Source organism: Holdemanella porci (assembly GCF_009696075.1).
GTDB lineage: Bacteria > Bacillota_I > Bacilli_A > Erysipelotrichales > Erysipelotrichaceae > Holdemanella > Holdemanella porci.
The window spans coordinates 1-26,210 of the sequence record NZ_VUMR01000024.1; the positions used below are offsets into that span (position 1 = coordinate 1).

Genomic DNA, 26,210 nt, shown 5'->3' on the forward strand with positions numbered 1-26,210 from the left:
AACACGATACGAATCCATAGCCATTGCGGTTATGAATCACCAAATCAATATGAGAATAATTATTATTCAAAACATTAGAATTTAAAATTTATCTATTTTATGAGTCCTTTTTCTTGACGTAGTACCACGACCCGCAATCAATTTTAATTGATGATCATGTTGAAGCATTTCACGAGAAATATTTAAAGATAAATCTTGAGAATCCACTAGACCTTTCACAAAACGCAATGAATCTGGCAATAATTCTTCGGCATGATCCATAATGAATACGCCTCTACAATATAGTTGAAGACCTTTCTTATAGTCTTGTGAATAGAATCCTTGAGGTAAGTGTGATGGAATATAAAGTAAGGCTGTAAAGCTAGTATTTCCCTCAACACTAAAATGAATCACTTTTTGAGGATCTTGATAATCATAGAAATGATCCTTGTAGAATTGATTGTATTCTTCATCTGTAATCTTCGATTTTTGACGTTTCCATAAAGGAACCATTGAGTTTAAAGTCTGATCTTCAACCACGGTTTCATATTCAGGCTTTTCACTTTCCTCAGTACCCTCTTTCATCTTCTGAGTTTCTACATTCATCTTGATTGGATAACGAATATAGTCTGAATATTTCTTAATCAATTCTTTTAACTCATATGTCTCTAAATATTGAGAATATTTTTCTTCATCTGTATCTTCTTTTAAAGTTAAAATGATTGTTGTACCATTTGTTTCCTTTGTGCAAGGTGTGATTTCATAACCATCTTCACCAGCACTTACCCATTCATAAGCTTCATCACTACCTGCTTTTTTCGTAATAACACGAACATCTTTTGCGACCATAAATGCAGAATAGAATCCAACACCAAATTGACCAATGATATCTACATCTTCATCGTTGTTTTCTTCTTTTTTCTTCATTTCCTCTTTAAAAGCCAAAGAACCACTCTTCGCAATTGTACCCAAGTTTTCCTCTAACTCTTCCTTAGACATACCAATACCAGTATCCGAAATTGTTAAAGTACGAGCTTCCTTGTTTGGTTCTATACGAATCTCAAATTGACTTGCATCCGCATGGCCTTGACTTTCATAATAATATTTATCAATCGCGTCACTCGCGTTCGATACAAGCTCACGTAAGAAGATTTCCTTGTGCGTATAAATGGAATTGATCATCAAATCCAATAAACGTTTTGACTCTGCTTTAAACTGTTTTTTCTTAGCCATAATACCACTCCTTCATTAGCACTCTAATATTTTGCCTGCTAATACTATACAACACCTTTTTAGCAGTGTCAACACCTGTGTGCTAAATGACAAAAAGAATTCGACTAAACGAATTCTTATCTTCTTTACCCACTTTTCAAATAATACTGTTAACTATTTTTTAATTACTTTTGATGCATACAATGGATTTGCTTCTCTTGTTTCACTTCCAAAAACCATCTTCAATTCTTCAAAAGCTATTTTCACATGTTCGGGAATATCCACATGCGCAATATAATTCTTTCCATTCGGACCATAGCCATTCGCATCATCTGAAAGTCTAGGAATTTCTCCCATTAATAGATTGACATATCTATTAATCGTCCACATGCCATGTAAATCTTCTTCATAAACCAATTCATCATTCTGCTTCAATACACTTACGCAATATGAGGCATAATTAATGATTGTCACATCATCCTTGACATATTTTTTTAATCCTGCCACCATACGCCTTTGCATAGAAGCATCCTGACTTAGAATGATACTTTTAAACGAAATATTGTTTTCTTTCAATAAATCCAAAAGATACGTAATATTATTGCCACAATTTGTAGACTTGGTTTCTAGATAATCCGCCTTGCATCCATATACATGTTTAATATACTTTTGAAATATTTCTGCTTCTGATAAATCTGTTGTCTCAATATCTGGATATTCTAAATGAACAACCTGACGTAGTGTATCTGTTGTATGTCCTGCTCCACCAACAATAATATATTTTTTCGCAACGAAGTTTTTAATTCCACTAGCTAAAACATCGCCACCTTCAAGAATACTACCACCAAATAAAACCATCACATCCACCTGATGAATTCCATATCGTTTAAATAACTCTTCTTGATTTAACGCATCAATATCTCTTGTTCCCAAAAACTTTGCGAGTATATTTATATTTTCTGCAACATTACAATCCATATTAACACTTCCTTTCAAAACTATCTACAATGACAAACTGGAAGTTGTCATTCCAAAACCAGGACACCTGCGCAACCGGACATTTTCGTAAAGGAAAGACCTGGAAAATCTTTTCTCAGTTTCTCAACGACAAAGTAGATTTCATCATTATCCCATATATATCCCGCCTTCAATTTGCAATGTTCTAAATCCTTTCGTGTTTCAAAGGCAACATCGCCGATTATAATTTTGCCGTTTTCCTTTAAGTGATTACGCAATTCTAGAAAGAAATCTTTCTTTTGATCATCCGTCAAATGATGCAAAGAGTATGTCGCAACAATATAATCATAACAAAAATTTTGCAATGATTCGACAAGCTCTTTTGAAAAGTCTCCCTGATATAAATGTGCATTGGGCATTTTCTCAGATGTCAACTCAATCATCCTAGATGAAAAGTCCTGTCCATATATGGAACACTCTTGCTCATATAGCTTTGTTGTTAATGTACCTGTCCCGAACCCAATATCCAAAAATTAGCATTTTCAGTTTTCATTATAGTCTGAAAAATGAATCCAAGTACCTTTTTGTACCCAGCAAAAGGATATGTGTTTTTCTCATCCGAAATGCCGACAATTTTGTCGTAACCATCTGCCCAAAGATCAAACTCTTTTTTATCTAGCATATTTACTCCCCACCATAACTTCTGATTTATCTAAATCTTTCTTATAGGATGTCGAATGACTGTTTTCCATTTTTCTGATGCAACCTTTCTTGCATCCGACAAATATATTTCATGATGTAATCTTTGACTATTCATATCATTCGCATATCCATTTTGTTTTAAATATTCATCCATAAGTGCAACTGTAGCTGGTTCATCATCAAAAGATCCTAAGTGCATGATTTGAACACAGAAACCTACTGTGTCAGGATGATGTCCGAAAGGTAGAGTAACCCGTTCGGGGAGCCCTCGACGTTTGAAAGCGAAATACACCCCTCGCACAAATCTGAAGATTTGTACTCCGGATATTTCGCCCCTGCAGAGGATCCTGTATCAATATCGGGTATTGCAACCCTCTATTGATACAGAGAAAATTACACCGCAATTTTCTGTTGCTGTTCCTCCGTCAATATGCGTAATCTGATGATTAAATTGCAGGATAAGGTAAAAGAAATCAATCACTTGCAGGATAAGGTTCTGCCGGAGCTTAAGCAGCAGCTTGCCGAAACAAAGGGCATCTTCAAGGGTAAGGAGCGTAAAGCGTTAGAGATACAGATACAGCAGACCGAAAGGGAAATCGCTGATAAACTGGACAAAATTCCCGACACACTGAAAGCAGACGGTTATCCCGACGTGCAAGTTTTTATGGCAACCTACCGCAAGGCAGAAGCCGTAGTGGATCAGTACAACCGTGACCTTGCCGAGTGGGAGCAGCAAATTAAGGAGAAAGAAAAGCCCAATAGACCGCTCGAAAAAGAAAGTGTCCGAGACAGGCTCAGGCACTTATAGTCAGAGGGCAAACAGCAAAGAACACGAAAGAAGTCCCAAGACAGAGAAAGATAACTTTGACACCGAACACGACACCACAGGGCAGAACCTCTGCCTTGCGGAATTCCATATATCCTTTAAATGCTTATCCAATTTCATAAAAAAACCTCCTGTCAGTTTGTATCTGACAGGAGGGACTGTTGTAAGTGTGATAAGCACACTGATATGATTTTATTTTGCTTTTTTCTTCTTACCGTAAACCATTGTTCCGATTACGCCTGCTCCGCTCACCAAGAGAAGTGCAATCCACAATGCCATATGGCTGTTATCTCCGGTCTGAGGAGACTTCGTATCGTTATCTACTACTGCTTTCGCATTCACGGTAAATGTTATGGTTATTGTAGTTTCATTCTTTGCTTTGTCGGTAACAACGATTGTCTGTGTACCCTCTGCCGGATTCAGCGTAAACTGATTGTTTGCATCGAGTGTAACCTCTGTGCCGTTTACTTTCACACTTTCAATATATTCTTCCGTAACGGTAACCGTCTGTGCTTCACAGTAGGTCTTGCCGTTTTCAACGCCGGAAATTACGGGAGCAATGCTATCAAGCACAATGCCCTCGGAATTAATGTATGCTACATTGCCGCTTGTGTCGGTCAGCTTTGCATAAATAACATACTTGTTACCGGGGTTGATACTAAACACCTCGGTGTATGCGGTAAAGGTTGCACTTGCAAGTTCCGTTTCGTCCAATTCCTTATCGCTTAACAGATATTCTATTGTAACATCTTTGCCGCTGTTGTCGCTTGCAGTAATTGTTACCGTCTGTGTATCCTTAAAGAACAGACCGAAGGTAATATTGTTGAGAAATGTTTTCCAACTTTTTGTGCCGATGCTGATTTCGCCTGTCGGTTTGGTAATGTCGCTCCATACAGGGTAAAGGGTGATATCTTCATTTGCGGTATAGCTTCCGCCTAATTCGTAAACCTTTTCCCCTCCGTCTGAAGTAGACCATCCTGTCTGTTCATAACCTGCATGGGTAAAGGTATCCGAACTGAGTGTAAAAGCAACATCCTGAGTTTTGCTTCCTGCCGTTACATTACCGCTCCCGTTACTGCCGGCGGCGTAGGTAACGGTATATTTCTGCAAAATTCTGAACTGTTTTTTTGCCTCAAGTCCTGTATAGTTCTTCGTTTCGTCAACCGTAGCTTTTACCCAGTATGTTCCGGCATTTGTCGGCTGATCCGTTGTATATGTACCATCTTCTTCGGTTGAATAACTGTATGTTGGCGTACCGAATTTTGCTGCAGCAGTCGGGGCTTTTGGTTGATCCCCGTAAGTCCAGTCCTCTATTGAAAGGTCGATTGTGAAGCTGTTTTCAGCCTGCAGGATCGTAAATCGGCCAACCTCATAATCGGATACCGCCGAATACTTACTGCTTTCCTCAATATCGATTTTAACCGTATAGGTTCCGGCGTCAACTGGACCTGTTGTATATACTTGGTCGTTTTGATCATAATATTTTATAGTGAAATCACCATAATCCTCATTGGTTTTCGTGACCGTTGCTTCTTTTGCTTTTCCATCATATGTCAGGTTACCCGGTTGTGTAAAAGAAAAACCTTGAGTTATATCTCCTATACATCTCACTTTATCAGTAAGGTCATTATTAGGAGAATAGATTGTTATTGTAGCCCATTCTTCTCTCGTACCGAGATAATAAACATCTTTCAGCATACTACAGCCATAACACGCATTAGCGAAAATTGATTTCACGCTTTTCGGAATTGTGATACTTGTCAGGCTTGTACAGCCTTCAAACGCACTTACGCCAATTGATTTCACGCTTTTCGGAATGGTGATACTTGTCAGGCTTGTACAACCTTTAAACGCAGATCCATTAATTGATGTCACACCGTTCGGAATGGTAATACTTGTAAGGCCAGTACAGCCTTGAAACGTACCATAGCCAATTGATGTCACACTGTTCGGAATGGTGATACTTTCAAGGCTGCTACATCCACAAAACGTAAAATTGCCAATTGATGTCACACTGTCCGGAATGGTGATACTTGTCAGGCTTGTACAGTCCCTAAACGCATCAACGCCAATTGATGTCATACTGTCCGGAATGGTGATACTTGTCAGGCTTGTACAACCTTGAAACGCAGAAACGCCAATTGAGGTCACACCGTTCGGAATGGTGATACTTTCAAGGCTTTTACAGTTTATAAACGTTTCCGGGTTAATTGATGTCACACTGTTCGGAATGGTAATACTTTTCAGGCTTGTACAGCCTTTAAACGCATACGAGCCAATTGATTTCACACTGTTCGGAATGGTGATACTTGTCAGGCTTGTACAGCCTTTAAACGCAGATCCATTAATTGATGTCACATTGTCCGGAATGGTGATACTTGTCAGCTTAGTACAGTCTTGAAACGCAGAAACGCCAATTGATTTCACACCGTTCGGAATGGTAATACTTGTAAGGCCAGTACAGCCTTGAAACGTACCATAGCCAATTGATGTCACACCGTTCGGAATGGTGATACTTGTTAGGCTGCTACATCCATAAAATGTAAGCTCGCCAATTGATGTCACGCTGTTCGGGATGGTGATACTTGTTAGGTTTGTACAGTCCCTAAACGCACTAGCGCCAATTGCTGTCACCGGAACACCGTCAATACTTTCCGGGATAACTACTTCTGTAATAGAAGTGTCATTTAGTTTGATAATTGTGCCGGTAGTTATATCAAAATTGAAGTAACTTGCATCTGTTGGCTCTGCTGCCAGCACAACGACAGGAAGCATTGTAACGAGCATAACTATTGCCAATACCATGCTCAAAATTCGTTTTTTCATTGATATTCCTCCCAAAAAAATATTTTTTATTTAACTTATTCTGTAACAGTACCCGACATTGCTTTCAGGTTGTATTTCATTATAAAAAGTTCAAGGGCTTCCTTCAGCACGGCTATCTGTGATTTCAAGTAGAATTCATCCTCAAACAGTGCGTAGTGTACACAGGCTCTTATCAGAATGAAAATCAGAGGTGTCAGCTTTTCGTGGGGAATCCCCAGCTTTGGCTCTAAGCTCTTTGCGTATTCCGTATATCGTTCATCGACACCCTTAAAGAACTTCTGACCGTATTCCCTGTATTTCGGATGAGTGTAGATTTGATACATCAGTCGATATTTCTTGCCGTGCTTTTTTGCTGTCCAATACGGTATCTCGTCTATAAACCGCCAAAGGTCATCTACGTCGGTGGGGGCTTTCGCCATAAAATCATCTTCCACCTTGCTCATACAGTATTCGGTGGACTTAACGATAAGGTCGTCGAGATTGTCAAAATACTGATACAGTGTCGCAACACTGCAATCGCAGGCCTTTGCAATCGTTTTTACACCGACAGAGGTGAATCCGTTTTCCGCATAGCAGTCAAAGCACGCTTCCATAATCTCGATTTCCTTTGCTCTGCGGGCTTCTTCATTCACAGTGCGCATACTCTTTCCCTCCCCTCCATAAATAAATGAACGGTCGTTTACATTATACTGGTTTTACTTTGATTTTTCAAGAGGTAATGCAAGAACCTGAATCATTCTATGTGAAAACGGCAGGGATTTCTCCCTGCCGCCGAAGTCTATTTTTGTAACTTTATCATAACCTCATTCACCGCATCCGTATATCTGCCCTGTGCAACCCGTTTGTTGCGGCAGGAAAGCAGAGCATTTAAAATATACTTCCGTTCTTCAGCTGTGAGGTAAAGATAATATGTCTGCTTTCTCATACAAAGATTACCTCCGTATTTAAAGTTTCCGTAACCGCTGACCACAGTGCACCCATTCTGCCGACCCATTCCATTTGGTTTTCAGCTTTCAGTGTTTCGGTAATCCCCTCATGCTCCGCCCGTTGCTTCATCAGGCGGTCAAACAGTTCCTGTGCCTGTTCCTCAACATCAGCAAGGTAAGATTGCTGCTTGCCGTTTATCAGCAAATCCGTGTAAAGTACCTTTTTATACTCCCGAATATATCGCAGATGTCGATGTCCCCATATGCCGATATGTCGTTCTTCTTTTTCAACGGGTAATTCCAAACAAGGAATGTAAAAATCACCCTGCAACTCATACCAAAGACCGTTTTGCTCGTTATAAATGTACTTTTCCACTATGTAATCCTCCAAAATAATACATTCGCACATACATCACAGGTTCCCAATTGCCACAATTTGTTATGTCGTGTTACGAGTTTTTTCTTCCCTCAATTTTTCCCTTATGAGGTTACAAGGAAAGCATAAACAAAAGTGAAATCGTATAAAGGAATAAGGTGAGCACACTGCGAAAAATCCTTTATTTGCAAGGTGTTTGGAGGATTTTATTGATAACCTGTAACCTCTGTTAAGAGGTCATAATTTATAGTAATTCAAATTCGGATTTATCTATTACATTACGTTGATTACTTTACAGTGAAAGGTGTCCATTCTATGTGATTATATTCCATCACATCATTTGCTTTTTTCATTCCTAATTTTTCGTAAAATGCAATGGCATTTTCATTCGCAACCAAATATACCGCAATATCATTTTTACCACCTGCTAAAGAATGTGCTGTCTTAATCAATTCCGTGCCAATTCCTTGATGTAAATAGTCTCTGTCCACACCTAAATCTGTTATATAAAGCCAATAGGCATAGTCGGTCAATCCAAATAAGACGCCGACAATTTGATTATCCTTGTTTCTAGCAACAAGACTGATTGATACATAATCAACCAGCTTTGCTATTCTTTCTTCAAATCTTTCCTTCGGATACTGTGATCCTAGATCCGTACGCTTTAAAAATTCAATATATTCAATTGTAGAAATTCTCTCCTCTTTAATCTGAATACTTTTGCACATAACAATTTTCTCCATAAATCTCTAATTCTATTTCTGTTGCCATTTCATTACATATTCTTTTTCTTTGGTAGCTTCATCAAAGCCGCTATGCTGAATCTCAAATCCTTCTCTTTGATAAAAGGCTATTGCCCGTATATTCTTTTGATATACATTCAAAAATAATTTATTTCGTTTATTTTTTGCATAATTTAGAAGAGCTTTTCCTATGCCATGCGACTGCATTTCATTTGAAACAAAAATACCCTCAATATATTCTTCATTTAGACCTATAAATCCCTGTATTTCTTGATTCTGCTCATAAACATAAACAGTTTCCTGCAAAAGCAATTCCTTCATTAATTCAAAATTATTTTGCCAATATTGTTTAGAAATAAAAGAATGTGCTGTCACATTCGTATCTAACCATATATCTGTAACTTTATTTATATCTGCATTTTGTAATTCTCTAATCATTTAAATGGCCCTTTTACAAATTGTGATTTATCAATTAAGCTTTGCAACGCAGGATCTCTGTGACATTTTGCCACGCATTCTTACTCTTTTGTTCTGTACAGCCCTTATAAGCCCCTAAATACGGTGTAAAACCAAGTCTTGAATATAATTTGATGGCACCATAACTTTGCGATTGGGTTGCCAAATATAGTGGATACTTACTTGGAATTGTATCGTACATCATACAAAGTTTTGTAAGCATGGCCTGCGCAATCTTTTTATGTTGAGCCGATAAACTTACCGCTACATAATGAATGCGAAGCCTACTTTCTTCAAAATCATTTCCAAACCAAAGTCCTGCACTGCCAACGAGTTCATTATTTTCATTTGCGACAAACAAGAAATGTTTAGAAAAAAAATCCTTATCTCTAGTAAGCATACTATCCCATTTCTTTCTTGCCTCTTCTATATTTTCAAATAAACAAACCTCAGTTTGTAGCTTACACCAAGCTTCTTTTAATGATTCATCAAATTCAACATAATGAAATTCTTGATTTAATTCGATTTCTTTACGAATGGTCTTACGTGCCATGACCATCAATACTTTTTCATAAGGTATACTTGTATCTAGTACTGTCATATAATTCTCCATTTCTAGAATAAGTATATCATAATCGTGCGTTTTTTTAATGTTATAACATTTGCTTGACTTCTCTTTTTTTACGTTCTAGAATGAAACCGTAAAAGAGAAAGAGGTAATCAATTATGAACAAAACACAACTCGCAAATTATTTTGACCACACATTTTTAAAACCATATGCCACTGAAGCTGATCTTACTAAATTATGTAATGAGGCAAAAGAAATCGGAGCCGCTATGGTTGCGATCAATACAACTTGGACTAAATTCTGTAAAGAACAATTAAAAGGAACAAACGTACATGTAGGAGCTGCCATTAGCTTTCCTTTAGGACAAGCCGGTCTAGCATCTAAGATTGCCGAAACAAAGATTGCGATTGAAGATGGAGCCGACGAAATCGATTATGTCATTGATATTGGACAAGCGAAAATGCACCACTGGGACTACATTAAAAAAGAAATGGAAAGTATTGTTTCGATTTGTAGAGAACATAACGTCATTTCAAAAGTTATCTTTGAAAATTGTTATTTAGAAAAAGATGAAATCAAACAAGTTGCTTTAATTGCCAAAGAAGTAAAACCAGACTTCATTAAAACAAGCACAGGCTTTGGAACTGGTGGAGCCACTTTAGAAGATGTTCAATTAATGGTTGAAACCGTAGAAGGACAAGTGAAAGTTAAAGCGGCTGGAGGCATTCGTGATTGGAAAACATGTAAAGCCATGATTGATGCAGGTGCACAAAGAATTGGAACAAGCTCATCCCTAAAAATCTTAGAAGAATTTGAAGCCGAGGCAAAATAACATGAAACCATTTTTATTAGAACCCATTCATGATTACACAATATGGGGAACCAACCACATTTCTAAAGCTAGAGGCATCGATGAAGACTATGGAACTTGGTGGGAAGTCAGTGCCCACCCTTATTGTTCAAACAAAATTATTGGAACGAATAAAACCTTAATGGAAATGATTCAAGAAAATCCGGATGAAGTATTAGGTAAAGGATATACGCTTCACGAAACTTTACGATTGGCTTATCTAGATACAAAGGATGCTTTAAGCATTCAAGTTCATCCTGAAGATGATTACGCCCTAGAACACTCCAATGATTACGGAAAATATGAAAGCTGGTATATTCTAGATGCCAAACCAGGCGCTACTCTAGTTGCCGGAACAACAATCAATGATGCAGATGAAATTAAAAATGCCTTAATGAACAACAATGTTGAAAAATATCTTAATAAAGTCGAAGTGCATAAAGGAGACTACATTATTATTCCTAGCGGTATGCTTCATGCCCTAGGAAAAGACATCTTAGCTTTAGAAGTTGGTACAAACTCGAACACAACCTATCGTTTCTATGACTACAACCGTAAAGGAAAAGATGGAAAAACGCGTCCTTTACACGTTAAAGAATCTTTTGATGTCACAAACTTCAATTTAAAACCTACTTTTGTTCCACAAAAACATGAAACACACCGAATTGGAGATTGTCCTAATTTTACTGTAGATGAAGTTTATGCTGATTCTGATATGAATCTAACTTGTGATGAACATTACATGATTCTATCCAATATTGATTCAGATTGTACGATCGTATGGAACAATGAAGAAATTGTATTACCACAATATGACAGTCTATTTGTACCATTCGCATCCAAAAAAATCACAATCAAACAAGGAGCACACCTATTAGTGTCAAATCCTAGAAAGGACTAATTTATGAAAACCATTTTAGTTACCGGAGCCAATGGCTATATCGCAAGCTTAGTAAAAGCGTATCAAAAAGATAAATTTAACTGGATCTGCATGACAAGAAAGGATGCAGACCTTACAAATCCTGAAGACGTAAAAAAATTTGTAGCTTCTCAAGATTTTGACATTTGTTTTCACACTGCTGCCAATGCAACTACAGCCTTCTGTAATGAACATCCAGATTTAGTTCATAAAATCAACGTAGAAAGTACACAAGCGATCATTGATTGTTGTAAAGAAAAAGGTGCTAAATTGATTTTTTGTTCAACCGAACAAGCCTTCAATGGAAAAGAAAATCGTGGTCCTTTTAAAGAAGACGAACCATTAAGTGCTGTGACTGTATATGGACAAAATAAAATCGAATGCGAAGAGTTGATTCAAAAACAATTGGATGATGCGATTATCTTACGCTTTACATGGATGATGGGACTAAGCTATCCAGGCATCAAGGCAAGTCCAAGCATTATAAAAAATGTTATGAATGCGCTAATCAGCCATACTCCAACATTATTTACTGTGCATGAAAAACGTGGCATGACATATGCGAAGCATTTGGCAACACAATTTGATAAAATCACAGAACTTGAACCAGGCATTTATCATGTGGCATCCAAGAACACGATGACCACATATGAATCCGCAAAATTTGTAGCTAAAGCTTTAGGTGCAAGTGATGAACTCATTGAAGAAATCATTTTACCAAACAACGAACGCTACCAAGATCGATTCAGAGATTATCGTTTAGATAGTGAAAAACTAGAAAGTCTTGGAATTCATTTTGCGACATTTGAAGAAGATGTAAATGAAATTCTAATGGATTTTGGATGGAAGAAAAGTTAAAATAGCTTGTAGGAGGCTATTTATGACTATACTTGAGGAAAACGTTAAAAAATATTACCAAAGCGGATATAACTGTTCAGAAACACTACTTCATGCCTGCAATGAAACGTATCAATTAGATATTTCAGAGGAAGACATGAAAATGATGGCTGGATTTGGTGGCGGCATGTTTATTGGAAGTACATGCGGTGCATTAGTCGGATCGATTGCTGCCCTATCAAAAATAGTATGTAAGACAAAAGCACATGAAATGTTACCAGAATTAAGACCATTGATTCAAAAACATACACGTAACTTTAAAGAACTATTAGGCAGTTTAGATTGCGCACACATCAAACCTGTACATCATAGTACGGATCCAAACATCAAATGTATGAACACTTGTTTATTAGCGGCAAAAGCTCTAGAAAAAACAATGGAGGAAGAACACCTATTATAGGATTCTTCCTCTTTTCTTATATTCGTAATAACCTGTCTACACGATGAATCAAATCTTGTTGAATACTAAAATCAACCTCAATACCATCCTCATTATATTCTTGTCTATGCACCTTACCATTGGTATAAATATAATCAAGTACACTGACCTTCTCATAAGGAATCACGACATGTAAAGTTTCCATATGAAATAATTCCTTTTCAATTTCCTGCTTTAAAAACTCAATACTCGTCTTTTCCTTAGCACAAATATAAATGCGATCCTCTACACGTTTTGGATATTCAATATTTGTCTGATCACACTTGTTAAAGACATACAAGTAGGGAACTTTTTCACATCCAATTTCTTTTAATGTTTCTTCACAAACCTGCAGTTTGCTATCCTTATGTTCATTTGAAATATCCACGACTTTTAAGATCAAATCCGAAACCACAGCTTCTTCAAGTGTAGAATGAAAGGCTTGTACTAAACTGTGCGGTAAATCACTAATAAAGCCAACTGTATCACTTAAAGTAAATACATTATGGTTCTCTGTTTCAATTTGACGTGTTGAAGTTGTCAAAGTCGCAAACAACATATCCTTCTCAAATACCGACTTATCTTCATTCACAAACCCATTCATAATACTTGATTTGCCTGCATTGGTATAACCCGTAAGAGTTACACTTTTAACCATACCTTTTTTACGCTGATTACGCTGTACGCTTCTTTGCGTATGAATCTTATTTAATTCTTTTTCCACAAAATGAATTTTACCTTCAATTCTTCGCGCATCCAGTTCAATTTTCTTTTCTCCTGTTCCCTTGTTTCTAGAACCACCACGCTGTCTATCCATATGTTTATAGCTGCCTTGAAGTCTTGGCAATAAATATTTTAGTCTTGCACATTCAACCTGAAGCATGCTCTCTTTTGTCTTAGCACGAGACGCAAAGATTTCTAAAATCAAAGCACTTTTGTCCATGACTTCACAATCAAAAAAATCTGATAAATTTCTTTGTACAGAAGGCGAAATAGCCTCTAATACAAGAACCATACTACATTCTTGATCTTCAAGAATGCGTTTGACCTCTTCAATCTTACCAGGATTCATATAATACTTTTTATGGGGATGCTCCAAATTCTGTGATATACTCATGCAAATTTCAATATCACAGGCTAGAGCTAATTCTTTCATTTCCTCCATTCTTTCTTCAAAAGAATGGCTTGTGTATGTTTGTACACCAATCAATATTGCTTTTTCCATAAATGTATTTTATCATACGATGCTAAAATGTTATAATATTCCATGAGGTGAATTCCATGAAAATTGCTTATTTAATGCACTATATGAAAAAAAATTTTGAAGAAATAACAGAAAACCTGGATGTATTAATCAACCAAGGCGATGATGTTTACTTGATGGTAAACGATGATGATTTACGTGATGATTTGATTCTATCCTATTGTGATACACCAAATTTACATGTGGCTCACCACCAACAAACTGCCCTTCCAGCCGATATGTCACTACCTAGAGGCTTTATTGTATTGATGAAAGATGCTTTGGAATTTGAAAAAGAAGATGGATCTTTTACATATGATCGATTCATCATAATGACAGATGGTATGATCCCTACAAAATCAAAAGCACAACTTGTAGAATATTTAGAAGCACATGAAGACGAAGATATCTATTATGAAGTGGATAACTCAGATGAAAATGAAGAAGTAAAGAAAAGATTTGAAAACTATGCCTTCTTTACAAACTCTTATGATTTCCAAAAATCAAAAACCATTCGTGCCATGAATAAAATGACATCCAGCCTTGTTCATTCCTTTAAAAAACGTGAAATTGAGGACACAATCTATATCAGCTATCCTTGGTTTATACTAACGCACGAAAGTGCTAAAGCTTTGGCAGACAATCTAGCCTACTGTTCAAATACATTTAAAATGTGTTTATATCCAGAAGAAATGGCTATTGCGACGATGTTACATAAATTCTCAAATGTAGATCATCACAATGAAAACATCTGGGCAGTTGGTAAAAATGGTGAATATACTCTGCAACAACCAATGGAAAATGTAGAATTGGATGCGATCAATGATTCTACATATTTCGCAGCTCTAGCTCACAGTGAAGATAATCTTCAAGTTTATGAAGACTATTTTGATGCTTACACATGCGAATCATAATCGTTTCGGATAATCACGGGAATCAAAATATCCTAAAAATTCTTTATCACATCTATTCTTCACTCTATAAAGACAATGTAAAATTTATTCATTTAGGAGATTCACAAACTACAAGCATTAATGATTTAAATAACTTTATATGTGTTAAAGGAAATAATGATACATTAGATTTACCTAAATACCAAAGATTAACTGTTTTAGACAAACGCATCCATTTCTCACATGGAGATAAAGGTTTGGACGAAATAAAAAAAGATATCGATCAACATCATCCCGATATCTATCTTTATGGACATACGCATTTAGTCAAAGAACAAATCTACAACAATTGTCTGATTTTAAATCCAGGCTCAATCACTTTACCTAGAGATGATTGGCATGGATCTTATATTATTCTAACAATCGATAAGAAAGTCACATATAAAGTAGTTCGAATTAATGTAGAAACTTTCTTAAACCAATATCAATGCTTCATTGAATAAGGCAGCCAAATCATTGGCTGCCTGTTTTCATTTATTTAATAAACTGTTTTGCGAAATTCCATGTGTCTCTACACATATCATCCAAGTTCTTTTCAGCCACCCAGCCAAGCTGTTCCTTAGCACGAGTCGGATCTGCATAACATGTCGCAATATCACCTGGACGTCTTGGTTTGATGACATAAGGAATCTTGATTCCATTCACTCTTTCAAAGGCATGCACAATATCTAATACACTATATCCTTTTCCTGTTCCCAAGTTACAAATATGCACACCCGGCGTATTGTATTTTTCAATTGCTAATACATGACCTTTAGCCAAGTCAACCACATGAATATAGTCACGAACACCCGTTCCATCTGGTGTATCATAATCATCCCCAAATACACCAAGTTCTGGAAGTTCACCCGTTGCCACTTTCATAATATATGGCATCAAGTTATTTGGAATTCCCTTTGGATTTTCTCCAATCAAACCCGACTCATGCGCTCCAATAGGATTGAAATAACGAAGTAAAGTTACACTCATTTCTGGGTTGGCAAACTGCACATCTGTTAAGATTCTTTCCATCATCGCCTTTGTAGCTCCATAAGGATTGGTTGTAACACCAAGCTTACAGTCTTCTGTTAAAGGAACCACTTCAGGATCTCCATATACAGTCGCACTTGAACTAAACACAATACTTGGAACATGATACTTTTTCATCATTTTGGCAACTACTAAAGTAGTCATCAAGTTATTTGTATAATACTCAATTGGTTTTTGAACACTTTCACCAACTGCTTTAAATGCACAACAATGAATCACCGCATCCAATTTATTATCCTTAAATACAGACTCTGTTTTTTCTTCATCTAACACATTGAATTCATAAAACTTAACATGTTTTCCTGTAATTTTATAAATCGATTCCAACACATCTGGTTTTGAATTTGAGAAATCATCAATCACGACAACATCATGACCACTTTCTAATAATTCAACACAAATATGACTACCAATATATCCAGTACCACCTGTTACTAAAATATTCATTAGTCAATAACCTTGCAACCACCTAGTTTTCTTACTTTTAAAATGTGGCAGCTTCCCTTTCCAAATACTTTTTCAATTTCTTCTTTATATGTTTCTACATAACTATTTTCAACAAAGGCTTGAATCGTTCCGGCAAAACCTCCACCATGAACACGACATACGCCATGATCTTTTAAAATCATTTCAGACATAGCTAAACCTAAAGATACAGCCTGGTTCTTATAGTCAAAGTCTGCATATACAGTTTGAAGGAATTTGTAACTTGAATTTCCTGATTCTTGAATCAATGTCTTGAAACCTTCAAAATCATCCTTGTTCAATCTTTCTACACATGTATATACACGTCTATTTTCATTGAAGAAATGAATAGCTCTTAAGATTGCACGATCATTATTTAAAGCCGTTCTTAAGTTTGCGATATTTGCATAGAACTCATCTTCATCCACTTCGCGAAGAACTTCCTTACCAAAATAGTGAGCAACTTCTTTCATTTCTTGTGGTACAGCACCATAGGCATCTGTTAAATCGGCATGACTTCCCTTTGTATCTACAATACATAAACTGTGATCATATTTTGAGAAATCAACATTCACACTATTTACAATTGGGTTTGAAGTATCTTTAAAGTCAATGGAAATAAGTCCACCTACAGCACATGCACATTGATCCATCAATCCACATGGTTTTCCAAAATATACATTTTCTGCATATTGACCCACTTTGGCAATCGTAACCATATCAATTTTCATATCATTATATAATCCATCAATAATTGTACCAATAATAGATTCGAATGCTGCAGAACTTGATAGTCCAGCCCCCATTAATACATCACTCGTGATGAAAGCTTTGAATCCACCTACGTTATAGCCTAATTCTTTTAATTTAGAAACTACACCACGAATCAAGGCTTCACTTGTTCCTAGTTCATCTTCTTTTTTGTCTAAATCATTCAAATCAATTGGTTTGATGTCAAAGTCATCAGAAATCACTTTGATTACGTTATCCTGTTTAGATACAATTCCAATCGCATCTAAATTGATGGATCCTGCAAGCACACAACCATGTTGGTGGTCTGTATGATTTCCTGAAATTTCACTTCTTCCAGCAGCACTATAAATGCTCACTTCATCATCTCCAAATAATGTTTGGTATTTATCTAATGCAGCAGCATAACGTTGTTTTTGATAGTCCAATAAACTTGGATCTGCATATAGATCTTCAATCAATGCATCATATTTACCGGATACTACTTGTTCTTTAATTTCTGTTGTTTTCATTTTCTTACCTCGAATGTATATGTTGTTTCTTCTTCAAATACTTGTCCTGCTTTTAATAAAACTTTTGGATTCTCTTCTTTATGAATCGAATCGGCGATATAGCTTGTTTCAATACACAATCCATCTTGTGGATGCATAATCTTACCATATTTATCTGTCTGTCCATCTAAGTAGTTGGCACTATAGATTTGTGCTGTTGGGTATGTTGTGGATACTTTTAGTTCAATACCACTTAATGGACTATATAAACAGACTTGATTTTCTTTAGTATCAAATACATATGGATGATCATATCCTCTTGCACTAATTAATTGTTCATCCTCTGCATGAATAGAATCTCCAATTCTTTTTTCTGTATTAAAATCAAATGCCGTATCTTTAACATTTCTTAATTCACCTGTATATAATCCATCTGGATCAACGCAGCCAAATTTAGATGCTGAAATTCGTAACATGTGATCATCAATATTCGATGCATGTCCATTTAAATTGAAATAGCCATGGTTTGTGATATTGATCAAAGTATCCTTGTCACTGACTCCACTATATTGAATATGCAAACTTGCACCATCCAACCAATAGATCGCATAGAAATCTAATGTTCCAGGATAGCCTTCTTCTCCATCTTTTGAAACATAGTGGAATTTAACGCCATCTTCAATTAAAGAATAATCAAATACTTTATAAGAGAATCCCTCAATACCTCCATGTAGTGAATTTGGTCCATTATTAATAGGCAGATGATATTCTGTACCATTCATTGTGAATGTACCTTTTTCAATACGATTACATACTCGTCCAACTAAGGCATTTAAATAGGTTCCATCTCGTTTTTGATAATCTTCAACATGTTCAAATCCTAAAATACAATCACAGTCTTGATCATTCTTATCTTTCGTTACAATCTTTAAAAGAGTACAACCAAAGTTTGTAACTTCTACAGTTAAATGTGAATTTGAAATCGATAATACATCAATTCCATTCTCTAATCTTTCTTTTACCTCTACCATAATGTCTTTACAAAACGGCTAAAGCCGTTCAATCCTTCATCATCCATTTTATATACACCGGCATTCTCTAATACAGATACGAATTTCTTTGTGACTTCCATTTCCATGAATGTATCCACATTTGTATAAGAACATGTCTTCAAGTATTCATACCAGTCTTTGTGTTTTTCAAGTTCTGGATAAGAATCAAAATCTGCTTTTCCAGATAAACATAATTTAATTTGTTCTAACTCTGTTTTTAATCGTGCAGGCAAAATGGCCAATCCCATCACTTCAATCAAACCAATATTTTCTTTTTTGATATGGTGATGTTCTGAGTGAGGATGGAAGATACCTAATGGATATTCTTCTGTAGTACGATTATTTCGTAAAACTACATCCATTTGATATTCGCCATCTTTCTTTCTAACAATTGGCGTTACTGTATTGTGACGAACACCATCTTCATTGGCAATAATATCTAAACTTTCATCACTGTATGTACACCATGTTTCAAAGATTTTAGTAGCTAGATCTAATATAGAATCTTTTGATTCAGATGTTAATCTTAATGTAGATAATGGCCAGTAAAGCATATCCACTTGTACATCCTTATATGTATAGCTCTTAACAACTTTTGCGTCTTCCATTGGGAAATGGTGTCTTCCACCTTGATAGTGATCATGACTTAAAATCGATCCACCAACGATAGGAAGATCTGCATTGCTTCCAATCATATAGTGTGGGAATTTGTCAATAAATGCGAATAAATGCTCAAATGTAGAACGATCCATCTTCATTGGCGTATGTTCACTATTAAATACAATACAGTGCTCATTGTAGTACACATATGGTGAATATTGTAAATTGTATGTATGTCCATTTAAATCTAATGGAATAATACGATGTGTTTGTCTAGCTGGATGATTTAAGTTTCCGGCAAAACCGACATTTTCCTTACATAATAAACATGCAGGATATGAAGTACTTACGGCATTTTTAGCTTTAGCAATTTCCTTAGGATCCTTTTCTGGTTTTGACAAGTTGATTGTGATCTGAATATCACCATACTTACAGAAATGTGCAAAACTGATATTCTTATCAATTCTTGATTTACGGATATAGTTTGAATCCATACTCAACTTATAGAAGTAATCTGTTGCATCTTTAGGATTCAAAGAATATAGATCATTAAAAGTATTGACTACTTCACTAGGTCTAGGCATTACACAATTCATAATGCGCGTATCTAGCAAATCTCTTTCAGTTACAGTATTTTGAATCATACCTTTTTCAACCGCATAATCTAACATGAAATCTAAAATCTCATAGATAGAACAGTCTTCTACTTCTTCTCTTTTAAATTCTTGGATGCCAAATAGATCAATCAATAAATTTGCAGAATAATCATAATCATATTTCTCGATCATTCCATTCATTAAAGCATACTCTAATAACTGGTTAATTTTTGTGTTCATTTGTTCTCCTTCCATATAACCAAAATCAATCATTTTTTTTACAGCCAAATCCCTTTTCCTGCAACACTATCCACAAAAATAATGATCAATTGTTCATTTATTTATATACGGCTCCTCATCAATATTATGCAGATATGGTTACAAATTTAAGATTTGCCTATTCTGTTTTAGTGTAAACGTTTTCTTTATCTGTATCAACATATTCAAACAACAATTTTAACATAGATGTTGGATTTAGGTTTCAAACAATGATTACTTGTTTGTTTTTGTTTATTTGATGTTTTATTTATACAAAAAGCCATTCTGGTATGAATGGCTCTTATTTAAAATTTTCAAAAGAATCAATCACATGTACAACTCCAGGAAGCTTTTCGTATTCTTCTTTTTTATTGGCAGAATCCACAACGACTATATTGTGACATCCTGCTTTATAAGCATTTGTAATCCCACTAACACTATCTTCGATAATCAGACAATCTTGAATTTCCACTCCAATATTATGAGCTGCCTTTTTAAACATTGCGATCTTGTTTTCATACGTTCCATCATCATAGACAATCCTAGATGGCTCAATCCATTGGTCTAAATGAAACGATTCGACAAAGAAATCAATATTAGGCTTGATAGATGCAGATGCGATTGTGAATGGAATATTTGATTCTTTTAAATAATCAAAATATTCTTCAGCTCCCTTTACTAAATGAAATGTTGCCTGATCCTCTTTACAAAATTGGCGATAATATTCTTCTTTTAACTGCGAATATTTTTCCATTTCGGATGGATCACACTTCCCACCAAACATATATTCAACAACTTTATTGTTTGGTACACCATTAATGTGTTCATGAAGTTCTTCTTCATCAATTCCATGATGACGAATATCTTGTGATATTTTTGACCATGCCAAAATATGTTTTGGATTGTCAAAAAATAAAGTTCCATTAAAATCAAATATTACGCCTTTATATTTATGCATTATTAAACCTCTTTAGTTTCAGAAACACGTTTGTACCAATATGCACTTGCCTTTGGATATCTCTTCTGTGTTTCGTAATCTACATAGAACAAGCCATAACGCTTATTATAGCCATTTGTCCATGAGAACATGTCCATTAGTGACCAGACAAAATATCCTTTTACATTAACTCCTGCTTCAATTGCCTTTAATGTGAATTCTAAGTGTCTTCTAATAAAGTCAATACGTGGTTCATCATCAATGATTCCATCTTCAAAATCATCTTTATATCCCATACCATTTTCTGTGATATAGATTGCTTTATAGTTTGGATATTGTTGGCGAATACGTACTAGCATATCAAACATACTTTCTGGATGAATCAACCAATCCCAGTCCGTACGTGGAATGCCTTCCTTTTCCATTCTTCGTCCTACATTTTTTAAACAGAATCTAGAAGTTCCCTTCTCTCCTGTTCCATTATGATGAATATCATTTTCTCCTTCGTAATGTTGAATAAAACGAGATTGATAATAATTCATACCCATGTAGTCATTTAATAGTGCAGCTTGTTTCAATACATCAAAATCTTCATCTAACAATTCTAGCGTACCATTATTGATGCTGACTAAACGATTCACAATTTCCATTGTTTCTGTTGAATAATATCCTTTAAATGTTGCATCCAACAAGAATTGATTTTGAAGCACATCTTCATTTTTAGCAGCCTGGATATCATCCAAATTGTTTTCATCAAATGGATATTTATATTCCAAAGACTGTACAACACCAATCTTTCCATTATATCCTGCCTTTTTGTATTCCAACACAGCCAAGGCATGTGCCACCATCATATTATGCATGATCTGGAATGCTTTCGTCATATTGTATTTTTCGCCATTTGGGAAAGTTCCCTCAATATATGTGTTAGTGGCCACAGCCCAGATTTCATTGAATGTAAACCAATATGTTACTTCGTTTTTGTATTCTTCAAAACAATATTTTGAAAATTCTACGAAAGCATCGATTGTATCTCGATTTAAAAAATCGCCTTTTTGGTAAAGTGTGTCTGGAGTATCAAAATGATGCAATGTCACAAATGGCTCTACATGATTTTTATGACATTCTTGAAATACTCTATGATAGAAATCAACCCCTTCCTGGTTGATTCTTCCAGTTCCTTCCGGAAAGATTCTAGCCCAAGATATAGAGATACGAATTCCATTGATACCAAACATATTACATAGTTTTAAATCTTGTCCATATTGATGATAGAAATCACTGGCTGGATCCGCTTTAAAACGTCCTTGCTTGGCAAGAAAATCATCCCAAGATACTTTTCCTTTACCGTATTCTAGAGTGCTACCTTCGCATTGATAAGCGGCAGTAGCACCTCCGAAAATAAAATCATCCGAAAATTTCATACATTTATCCTTCCTTTACTTGTTCACAAATAAATTCAACGGCACCCTTTGGATCACGCGTTAATTTAATATATTGTGCACCTTTTGTTGCGACAACTTTAGTACCGTATTTAGAAGCATCTTGTCGTACTTCTTCTAAATGCGATTGTACTTGTGGTGATAATACAACAATGTCATAATCTTTCAAAATATCATAATGCGAACCATATGCACTTGCGGTTGCATCAATTGGTAAGTTTTCAATTTCTGCTCCTTCTTTAACGGCATTTGCAAACATTGCTGATGTTCCAGCACCTACACATAATACTAATACATTAATATTTTTATTTAAACTTAAAGGTTGAACTTCTTTAGCTTCTTCTTTTTCAACTTGTTCTTCTAAAGCATCTAATTCTTCTTTTTCTTTTTCTTCTTCTAATAAAGTTGCATCATACGCCTTAATAAATGGCAAGTAAACAATTCCATCTACAACAATTAATACAACAGCTAATACAACAGCTAATAAACTAATTCCTGTACCTAAGATCAATCCAATTGGAGCTGGTGTTGCCCATGGTAATACGTAGATGAATGAATTCATTTTTAATACGTCCACAAAGAATTTGAACAACGATACGTTGATCATTGGAGTAATCAAGAATGGAATGAAGAAATATGGATTCAATACAATTGGTGTAGCGAATAACAATGGTTCATTTACCGCAAAACATACTGGAACAAATGTTGTCTTACCAACAGCTTTTAATTGTTTTGATTTTGCGAACAACATGAATAAGAATGGTACTACAAGGGTAGCTCCAGTTCCTCCCATTGTTCCTACGAAGTTTCCAAGTCCTACAGTTAATACGTTAGAGGCTTGTTCACCAGCTTTGAATAACGCTAAGTTTGCATCTACGTTAGCATAAATAATAGCTGCAATAGCTGGTTCTACAATACTTGGTCCGTGTACACCTACAAACCAGAACAATGCCATAGCACCCCAAATAATACAGATTCCTAAATATCCATCGGCAGCAGTAAATAATGGTTGAAGCAATGTGATAATAGCTTCGGCAAAAGTATAATTAAATGCAGTTCTACATGCCACATCAATCAATACACATACTAAAACTGAGAATGAGAATGGGAATACATCTCTAAACATTTGAGAAATAGTACCCGGCACTTCTTTTGGCATGTGAATTGTAACATCTTTAATAACACAAAATTTATACATATTTACTGTAATGAATGCAGAAACAAATGATGCTAGTAAACCTTTTGTTCCTAAATATGTAGTTGAGATACCACCATCTACATTTGAAACAGCTAACAACATAAATCCAACAATACTTGCCAACATAACACTTGTTGTATTAATGACTTTGTTTTTAGGCATTCTACGGTTCATACTTTCAGCTAAACAACGAGCTGTAGTAGCCGCAACCAACAAACCAACAACACCCATTGAATAGTTATATACTTTCCATAACCAGTCAGATACTGTAGCTGGTAATACAATTCCAAAGATTTCTGGAATCGATGCAGCTAGAATAAATACACTTGAGAATAGAATGGCTGGCATTGCAGTTAAGAAACCATCACGAACAGCCCCTAAATAAATATTTTGTGCAATCTTATCAAAGAAAGGTTTTCCTTTTTCAATTTGCTTAATAACCCCGTTTAACATTATTTATTTCCTCTTTCTTCATATAAATTAATAAAATCATCTACAATATCGCGCAATAAAATCGTTGTCATCAAGTGATCTTGCCCATGAATGAAAATGAATCCCATTTCCATGTCTTCTCCTCTAGCCTCTTGTTGTAAGATCTTTGTTTGAGACTGGTGTGCTAAATTAATATTTTCATCGGCTTCTTTTAATTTCTCCTCAACATGTTCAAAATTACCCGCACGCATTTCTTTCAACAATGATAACAATGTACTTCTTGCATCTCCTGAATATGCAACTATTTCAAATCCAACCATACTTAACTCATCTTTAGTCATTTTCTTTTCTCCTTTTACGATGTGGCCTTATCGTTTACATCATTAGTGTAAGCGTTTTCCAATCATTTGTCAACACATTCAAACACTTTTTATCACTTTTTCAAACATTTTAAAACATTTATGTAATGTTTAAGTAACATTTTAATAAAAAGTGTTTGTTTTTGTTTGTATTATGTTGACTAAATATATTTGAAATGATATCGTCTAACATAGAAGAGGATATCAATATGTTAAAAAAAGAACGTTTAGTAAAAATTGCACATAAAGTAAATCAAAATGGAATCATTACCATTCAAGAAATCATGGATGAATTAGGTGTGTCGGATATGACCGCAAGAAGAGATTTGGATGAATTAGAAAAATCCGGAAAATTACTTAGAGTTCATGGTGGTGCACAAAGCCTTTCTTTTTCAATGGACCACGAATTAAGTCACATTGAAAAATCGTCTGTGCAAATTGAAGAAAAAAAACGAATTGCCCATAAAGCAGCAACTCTTATTTCAGAAGGAGAATCTATTTTTTTAGGTCCTGGTACAACCGTTCAATTTTTGGCTGAACAACTCACAGGCAGAAACATTCGTGTTATCACAAATAGCCTTGCCGTATTTAATATATTAGTGAATCACGCTCCTACTGAAGTCATACTAACTGGCGGTGATTACAGAGATAACACAAATACATTTGTGGGTCCTATCACAAATTTAGTATTGGGTAAATTAAAATATAATAAAGCCTTTATCAGTTGTAACGGAATCTACAATTCATCCATCACAACCTATTCATTAGAGGAAGGTGAATCGCAACAGATCGCATTAGATAATTCTAAAAATAAATATCTATTGGCTGACAACAAGAAATTCAACCGTGCCGACTTCTACATTTATTATGATCTATTTAACTTTGACACTTTAATTACCGACAACACCATTGATGATGAAGTTTTATCACACTACAAACAATATGTACAAATTATGACAGTTTAAAAGGAAGTCAAAATATCGCCTCTAACTAATTTCTTTGAATATATATGATAATACCCCATCAATAGTGCCGCATTTACAATCCATGTCAGTGGCCATCCCAAGAATACAGTAATTAATTCCGAACTAAATTGTGTTGCGACAAATAAATAGACTTGTCTTAAAATAACGAAACATAAAATCATCGAATACATTGGTACTTTAGATAATCCAACACCTCTTAAAGCACCTGCCGTAATATGGGATAGAGGAAGGAAGATGTAGCCAGGCGCAAAGACAGAAATCATAGTCACACCAGCTACAATCACATCTTTATCTTGTGAGAATAATCCGACTAAGAACTCTCCATTTGTATAAATCAAGAAGGCTCCTAATGCGATGATTACTTCACACATCAATAATGTTGTATATAAGCCTTTTCTTACACGCTTATAGTTTTGAGCCCCATAATTCTGTCCCACAAACGTTGTGATAGCCATCGAGAAACTTTGAATTGGAAGCTGCAAGAAACCATCTAGTTTTGTCGTTGTACTATACCCTGCAACAGCAGCCGATCCAAATTTAGAAATGTACGATTGAACAATCACATTGGAAAAAGAAACAATACTATTTTGGAGGGCTGCCGGAATTCCTATTGAAATAATTCTTGATAGAATGGGCTTTGAAAAACGAATCTTAGAAATATATACCTTATACTCTTTATCTGTATGCATCAATTCATGCATGACTAAAATGGCAGAAACGAGTTGTGCCAAGGTTGTCGCAATACCCACACCAGCAACACCTA

At 35.4% G+C, this 26,210-nt stretch carries 28 protein-coding genes and 1 pseudogene; 8 read left to right on the forward strand and 21 right to left on the reverse strand.

Annotated elements, in window-relative coordinates:
- Positions 1-126: 126 nt before the first annotated feature.
- The 5 genes and pseudogenes from htpG to FYJ55_RS05585 all read right to left on the reverse strand — a co-directional run.
- Positions 127-1,212, reverse strand: a pseudogene (htpG, locus tag FYJ55_RS05570) (molecular chaperone HtpG); the annotation flags it as partial.
- A gap of 153 nt (positions 1,213-1,365) precedes the next feature.
- Positions 1,366-2,169: an ElyC/SanA/YdcF family protein gene (locus FYJ55_RS05575; protein WP_154556005.1), complete on the reverse strand. Its 804-nt coding sequence runs from the start codon at positions 2,167-2,169 to the stop codon at positions 1,366-1,368.
- Positions 2,170-2,216: 47 nt separating this feature from the next.
- Complete coding sequence (locus tag FYJ55_RS05580; RefSeq protein ID WP_229771102.1) at positions 2,217-2,678, reverse strand: class I SAM-dependent methyltransferase; 462 nt, start codon at positions 2,676-2,678, stop codon at positions 2,217-2,219.
- Positions 2,648-2,830, reverse strand: a complete 183-nt coding sequence (locus tag FYJ55_RS11060; RefSeq protein ID WP_229771103.1) for a hypothetical protein — start codon at positions 2,828-2,830, stop codon at positions 2,648-2,650. Before FYJ55_RS11060 ends, FYJ55_RS05580 begins: the two co-directional genes overlap by 31 nt.
- Positions 2,831-2,860: 30 nt before the next feature.
- A complete protein-coding gene (locus FYJ55_RS05585; RefSeq protein ID WP_229771104.1) occupies positions 2,861-3,049 on the reverse strand; it encodes a GyrI-like domain-containing protein in 189 nt (62 codons plus the stop codon).
- A gap of 243 nt (positions 3,050-3,292) precedes the next feature.
- On the opposite strand from FYJ55_RS05585, the gene FYJ55_RS05590 reads away from it, so the two are divergent.
- Positions 3,293-3,658 (forward strand): hypothetical protein, encoded by a 366-nt coding sequence (locus FYJ55_RS05590; protein ID WP_229771105.1) that lies wholly within the window; start codon positions 3,293-3,295, stop codon positions 3,656-3,658.
- A gap of 210 nt (positions 3,659-3,868) precedes the next feature.
- On the opposite strand, the gene FYJ55_RS05595 is transcribed toward FYJ55_RS05590, so the two are convergent.
- The 6 genes from FYJ55_RS05595 to FYJ55_RS05620 form a co-directional block, all read right to left on the reverse strand.
- Entirely contained in the window at positions 3,869-6,502 is a 2,634-nt protein-coding gene (locus tag FYJ55_RS05595) for a leucine-rich repeat protein (protein WP_154556007.1), read from the reverse strand.
- A gap of 35 nt (positions 6,503-6,537) precedes the next feature.
- On the reverse strand, positions 6,538-7,143 hold the full coding sequence (locus FYJ55_RS05600; protein ID WP_154556008.1) for a TetR/AcrR family transcriptional regulator: 606 nt from the start codon (positions 7,141-7,143) through the stop codon (positions 6,538-6,540).
- 280 nt (positions 7,144-7,423) lie between these two features.
- Positions 7,424-7,804, reverse strand: a complete 381-nt coding sequence (locus tag FYJ55_RS05605; protein ID WP_326831845.1) for a TnpV protein — start codon at positions 7,802-7,804, stop codon at positions 7,424-7,426.
- A 287-nt stretch (positions 7,805-8,091) separates the two neighbouring features.
- On the reverse strand, positions 8,092-8,532 hold the full coding sequence (locus tag FYJ55_RS05610) for a GNAT family N-acetyltransferase (RefSeq protein WP_229771106.1): 441 nt from the start codon (positions 8,530-8,532) through the stop codon (positions 8,092-8,094).
- A gap of 27 nt (positions 8,533-8,559) precedes the next feature.
- Positions 8,560-8,985 (reverse strand): N-acetyltransferase, encoded by a 426-nt coding sequence (locus tag FYJ55_RS05615; RefSeq protein WP_154556011.1) that lies wholly within the window; start codon positions 8,983-8,985, stop codon positions 8,560-8,562.
- 34 nt (positions 8,986-9,019) lie between these two features.
- Positions 9,020-9,604 (reverse strand): GNAT family N-acetyltransferase, encoded by a 585-nt coding sequence (locus FYJ55_RS05620; protein WP_154556012.1) that lies wholly within the window; start codon positions 9,602-9,604, stop codon positions 9,020-9,022.
- Between the two features lie 125 nt (positions 9,605-9,729).
- Between FYJ55_RS05620 and deoC the strand changes: the two genes are divergently transcribed.
- From deoC to FYJ55_RS05640, 4 genes are read left to right on the forward strand one after another with little or no spacing between them, the layout of a single operon-like run.
- Entirely contained in the window at positions 9,730-10,404 is a 675-nt protein-coding gene (gene deoC / locus FYJ55_RS05625; RefSeq protein ID WP_154556013.1) for a deoxyribose-phosphate aldolase, read from the forward strand.
- 1 nt (position 10,405) lies between these two features.
- Positions 10,406-11,323: a type I phosphomannose isomerase catalytic subunit gene (locus FYJ55_RS05630; RefSeq protein WP_154556014.1), complete on the forward strand. Its 918-nt coding sequence runs from the start codon at positions 10,406-10,408 to the stop codon at positions 11,321-11,323.
- A 3-nt stretch (positions 11,324-11,326) separates the two neighbouring features.
- On the forward strand, positions 11,327-12,199 hold the full coding sequence (locus FYJ55_RS05635) for an SDR family oxidoreductase (protein WP_154556015.1): 873 nt from the start codon (positions 11,327-11,329) through the stop codon (positions 12,197-12,199).
- Positions 12,200-12,221: 22 nt separating this feature from the next.
- Positions 12,222-12,638 (forward strand): C-GCAxxG-C-C family (seleno)protein, encoded by a 417-nt coding sequence (locus FYJ55_RS05640; RefSeq protein WP_229771107.1) that lies wholly within the window; start codon positions 12,222-12,224, stop codon positions 12,636-12,638.
- A gap of 16 nt (positions 12,639-12,654) precedes the next feature.
- On the opposite strand, the gene hflX is transcribed toward FYJ55_RS05640, so the two are convergent.
- Positions 12,655-13,881: a GTPase HflX gene (gene hflX / locus FYJ55_RS05645; protein WP_154556017.1), complete on the reverse strand. Its 1,227-nt coding sequence runs from the start codon at positions 13,879-13,881 to the stop codon at positions 12,655-12,657.
- 56 nt (positions 13,882-13,937) lie between these two features.
- Here hflX and FYJ55_RS05650 point away from each other — a divergent pair, with 56 nt between their 5' ends.
- Positions 13,938-14,813: a beta-1,6-N-acetylglucosaminyltransferase gene (locus FYJ55_RS05650; RefSeq protein WP_154556018.1), complete on the forward strand. Its 876-nt coding sequence runs from the start codon at positions 13,938-13,940 to the stop codon at positions 14,811-14,813.
- Entirely contained in the window at positions 14,801-15,295 is a 495-nt protein-coding gene (locus FYJ55_RS05655; protein WP_154556019.1) for a metallophosphoesterase family protein, read from the forward strand. Before FYJ55_RS05650 ends, FYJ55_RS05655 begins: the two co-directional genes overlap by 13 nt.
- A 31-nt stretch (positions 15,296-15,326) precedes the next feature.
- Here the strand turns inward: FYJ55_RS05655 and galE are convergent, their stop codons facing one another.
- The 8 genes from galE to FYJ55_RS05695 all read right to left on the reverse strand — a co-directional run bounded on the left by galE (position 15,327) and on the right by FYJ55_RS05695 (position 24,443).
- The gene (gene galE, locus FYJ55_RS05660) at positions 15,327-16,328 is read right to left on the reverse strand and encodes a UDP-glucose 4-epimerase GalE (RefSeq protein WP_154556020.1); all 1,002 of its coding nucleotides are present in this window, start codon (positions 16,326-16,328) and stop codon (positions 15,327-15,329) included.
- Positions 16,328-17,608 (reverse strand): galactokinase, encoded by a 1,281-nt coding sequence (locus tag FYJ55_RS05665; RefSeq protein WP_154556021.1) that lies wholly within the window; start codon positions 17,606-17,608, stop codon positions 16,328-16,330. The genes galE and FYJ55_RS05665 overlap by 1 nt, the downstream gene beginning before the upstream one ends.
- Positions 17,605-18,618 carry an aldose epimerase family protein gene (locus FYJ55_RS05670; protein ID WP_154556022.1) on the reverse strand — a complete coding sequence of 338 codons (1,014 nt, stop codon included), beginning with the start codon at positions 18,616-18,618 and terminating at the stop codon, positions 17,605-17,607. Before FYJ55_RS05670 ends, FYJ55_RS05665 begins: the two co-directional genes overlap by 4 nt.
- Positions 18,612-20,075 carry a UDP-glucose--hexose-1-phosphate uridylyltransferase gene (locus FYJ55_RS05675; protein WP_195836676.1) on the reverse strand — a complete coding sequence of 488 codons (1,464 nt, stop codon included), beginning with the start codon at positions 20,073-20,075 and terminating at the stop codon, positions 18,612-18,614. The genes FYJ55_RS05670 and FYJ55_RS05675 overlap by 7 nt, the downstream gene beginning before the upstream one ends.
- 319 nt (positions 20,076-20,394) lie before the next feature.
- Positions 20,395-21,051: an HAD family hydrolase gene (locus FYJ55_RS05680; RefSeq protein ID WP_154556023.1), complete on the reverse strand. Its 657-nt coding sequence runs from the start codon at positions 21,049-21,051 to the stop codon at positions 20,395-20,397.
- A 2-nt stretch (positions 21,052-21,053) separates the two neighbouring features.
- Entirely contained in the window at positions 21,054-22,454 is a 1,401-nt protein-coding gene (gene lacG, locus FYJ55_RS05685) for a 6-phospho-beta-galactosidase (protein ID WP_117925791.1), read from the reverse strand.
- 4 nt (positions 22,455-22,458) lie between these two features.
- The gene (locus FYJ55_RS05690) at positions 22,459-24,123 is read right to left on the reverse strand and encodes a PTS transporter subunit EIIC (RefSeq protein ID WP_154556024.1); all 1,665 of its coding nucleotides are present in this window, start codon (positions 24,121-24,123) and stop codon (positions 22,459-22,461) included.
- Entirely contained in the window at positions 24,123-24,443 is a 321-nt protein-coding gene (locus FYJ55_RS05695) for a PTS lactose/cellobiose transporter subunit IIA (protein WP_117925787.1), read from the reverse strand. Before FYJ55_RS05695 ends, FYJ55_RS05690 begins: the two co-directional genes overlap by 1 nt.
- 227 nt (positions 24,444-24,670) lie before the next feature.
- On the opposite strand from FYJ55_RS05695, the gene FYJ55_RS05700 reads away from it, so the two are divergent.
- Positions 24,671-25,426 (forward strand): DeoR/GlpR family DNA-binding transcription regulator, encoded by a 756-nt coding sequence (locus FYJ55_RS05700; protein ID WP_154556025.1) that lies wholly within the window; start codon positions 24,671-24,673, stop codon positions 25,424-25,426.
- On the opposite strand, the gene FYJ55_RS05705 is transcribed toward FYJ55_RS05700, so the two are convergent.
- The coding region (locus FYJ55_RS05705) for an MATE family efflux transporter (protein WP_268234140.1) at positions 25,423-26,210 on the reverse strand (788 nt) is incomplete at its 5' end. The genes FYJ55_RS05700 and FYJ55_RS05705 overlap by 4 nt on opposite strands.

What these genes read in the sequence shown, in the direction of transcription:
- FYJ55_RS05665 (WP_154556021.1), bottom strand. Translation starts at nt 17,608, where the DNA reads ATGAAAACAACAGAAATTAAAGAACAAGTAGTATCCGGTAAATATGAT.
- FYJ55_RS05670 (WP_154556022.1), bottom strand. Translation starts at nt 18,618, where the DNA reads ATGGTAGAGGTAAAAGAAAGATTAGAGAATGGAATTGATGTATTATCG.
- hflX (WP_154556017.1), bottom strand. Translation starts at nt 13,881, where the DNA reads ATGGAAAAAGCAATATTGATTGGTGTACAAACATACACAAGCCATTCT.
- FYJ55_RS05595 (WP_154556007.1), bottom strand. Translation starts at nt 6,502, where the DNA reads ATGAAAAAACGAATTTTGAGCATGGTATTGGCAATAGTTATGCTCGTT.
- FYJ55_RS05585 (WP_229771104.1), bottom strand. Translation starts at nt 3,049, where the DNA reads ATGCACTTAGGATCTTTTGATGATGAACCAGCTACAGTTGCACTTATG.
- FYJ55_RS05630 (WP_154556014.1), top strand. Translation starts at nt 10,406, where the DNA reads ATGAAACCATTTTTATTAGAACCCATTCATGATTACACAATATGGGGA.
- galE (WP_154556020.1), bottom strand. Translation starts at nt 16,328, where the DNA reads ATGAATATTTTAGTAACAGGTGGTACTGGATATATTGGTAGTCATATT.
- FYJ55_RS05635 (WP_154556015.1), top strand. Translation starts at nt 11,327, where the DNA reads ATGAAAACCATTTTAGTTACCGGAGCCAATGGCTATATCGCAAGCTTA.
- FYJ55_RS05675 (WP_195836676.1), bottom strand. Translation starts at nt 20,075, where the DNA reads ATGAACACAAAAATTAACCAGTTATTAGAGTATGCTTTAATGAATGGA.
- FYJ55_RS05620 (WP_154556012.1), bottom strand. Translation starts at nt 9,604, where the DNA reads ATGACAGTACTAGATACAAGTATACCTTATGAAAAAGTATTGATGGTC.
- FYJ55_RS05640 (WP_229771107.1), top strand. Translation starts at nt 12,222, where the DNA reads ATGACTATACTTGAGGAAAACGTTAAAAAATATTACCAAAGCGGATAT.
- FYJ55_RS05610 (WP_229771106.1), bottom strand. Translation starts at nt 8,532, where the DNA reads ATGTGCAAAAGTATTCAGATTAAAGAGGAGAGAATTTCTACAATTGAA.
- FYJ55_RS05600 (WP_154556008.1), bottom strand. Translation starts at nt 7,143, where the DNA reads ATGCGCACTGTGAATGAAGAAGCCCGCAGAGCAAAGGAAATCGAGATT.
- FYJ55_RS11060 (WP_229771103.1), bottom strand. Translation starts at nt 2,830, where the DNA reads ATGCTAGATAAAAAAGAGTTTGATCTTTGGGCAGATGGTTACGACAAA.
- FYJ55_RS05590 (WP_229771105.1), top strand. Translation starts at nt 3,293, where the DNA reads ATGATTAAATTGCAGGATAAGGTAAAAGAAATCAATCACTTGCAGGAT.
- FYJ55_RS05700 (WP_154556025.1), top strand. Translation starts at nt 24,671, where the DNA reads ATGTTAAAAAAAGAACGTTTAGTAAAAATTGCACATAAAGTAAATCAA.
- FYJ55_RS05575 (WP_154556005.1), bottom strand. Translation starts at nt 2,169, where the DNA reads ATGGATTGTAATGTTGCAGAAAATATAAATATACTCGCAAAGTTTTTG.
- FYJ55_RS05655 (WP_154556019.1), top strand. Translation starts at nt 14,801, where the DNA reads ATGCGAATCATAATCGTTTCGGATAATCACGGGAATCAAAATATCCTA.
- FYJ55_RS05695 (WP_117925787.1), bottom strand. Translation starts at nt 24,443, where the DNA reads ATGACTAAAGATGAGTTAAGTATGGTTGGATTTGAAATAGTTGCATAT.
- FYJ55_RS05690 (WP_154556024.1), bottom strand. Translation starts at nt 24,123, where the DNA reads ATGTTAAACGGGGTTATTAAGCAAATTGAAAAAGGAAAACCTTTCTTT.
- FYJ55_RS05615 (WP_154556011.1), bottom strand. Translation starts at nt 8,985, where the DNA reads ATGATTAGAGAATTACAAAATGCAGATATAAATAAAGTTACAGATATA.
- FYJ55_RS05650 (WP_154556018.1), top strand. Translation starts at nt 13,938, where the DNA reads ATGAAAATTGCTTATTTAATGCACTATATGAAAAAAAATTTTGAAGAA.
- FYJ55_RS05680 (WP_154556023.1), bottom strand. Translation starts at nt 21,051, where the DNA reads ATGCATAAATATAAAGGCGTAATATTTGATTTTAATGGAACTTTATTT.
- lacG (WP_117925791.1), bottom strand. Translation starts at nt 22,454, where the DNA reads ATGAAATTTTCGGATGATTTTATTTTCGGAGGTGCTACTGCCGCTTAT.
- deoC (WP_154556013.1), top strand. Translation starts at nt 9,730, where the DNA reads ATGAACAAAACACAACTCGCAAATTATTTTGACCACACATTTTTAAAA.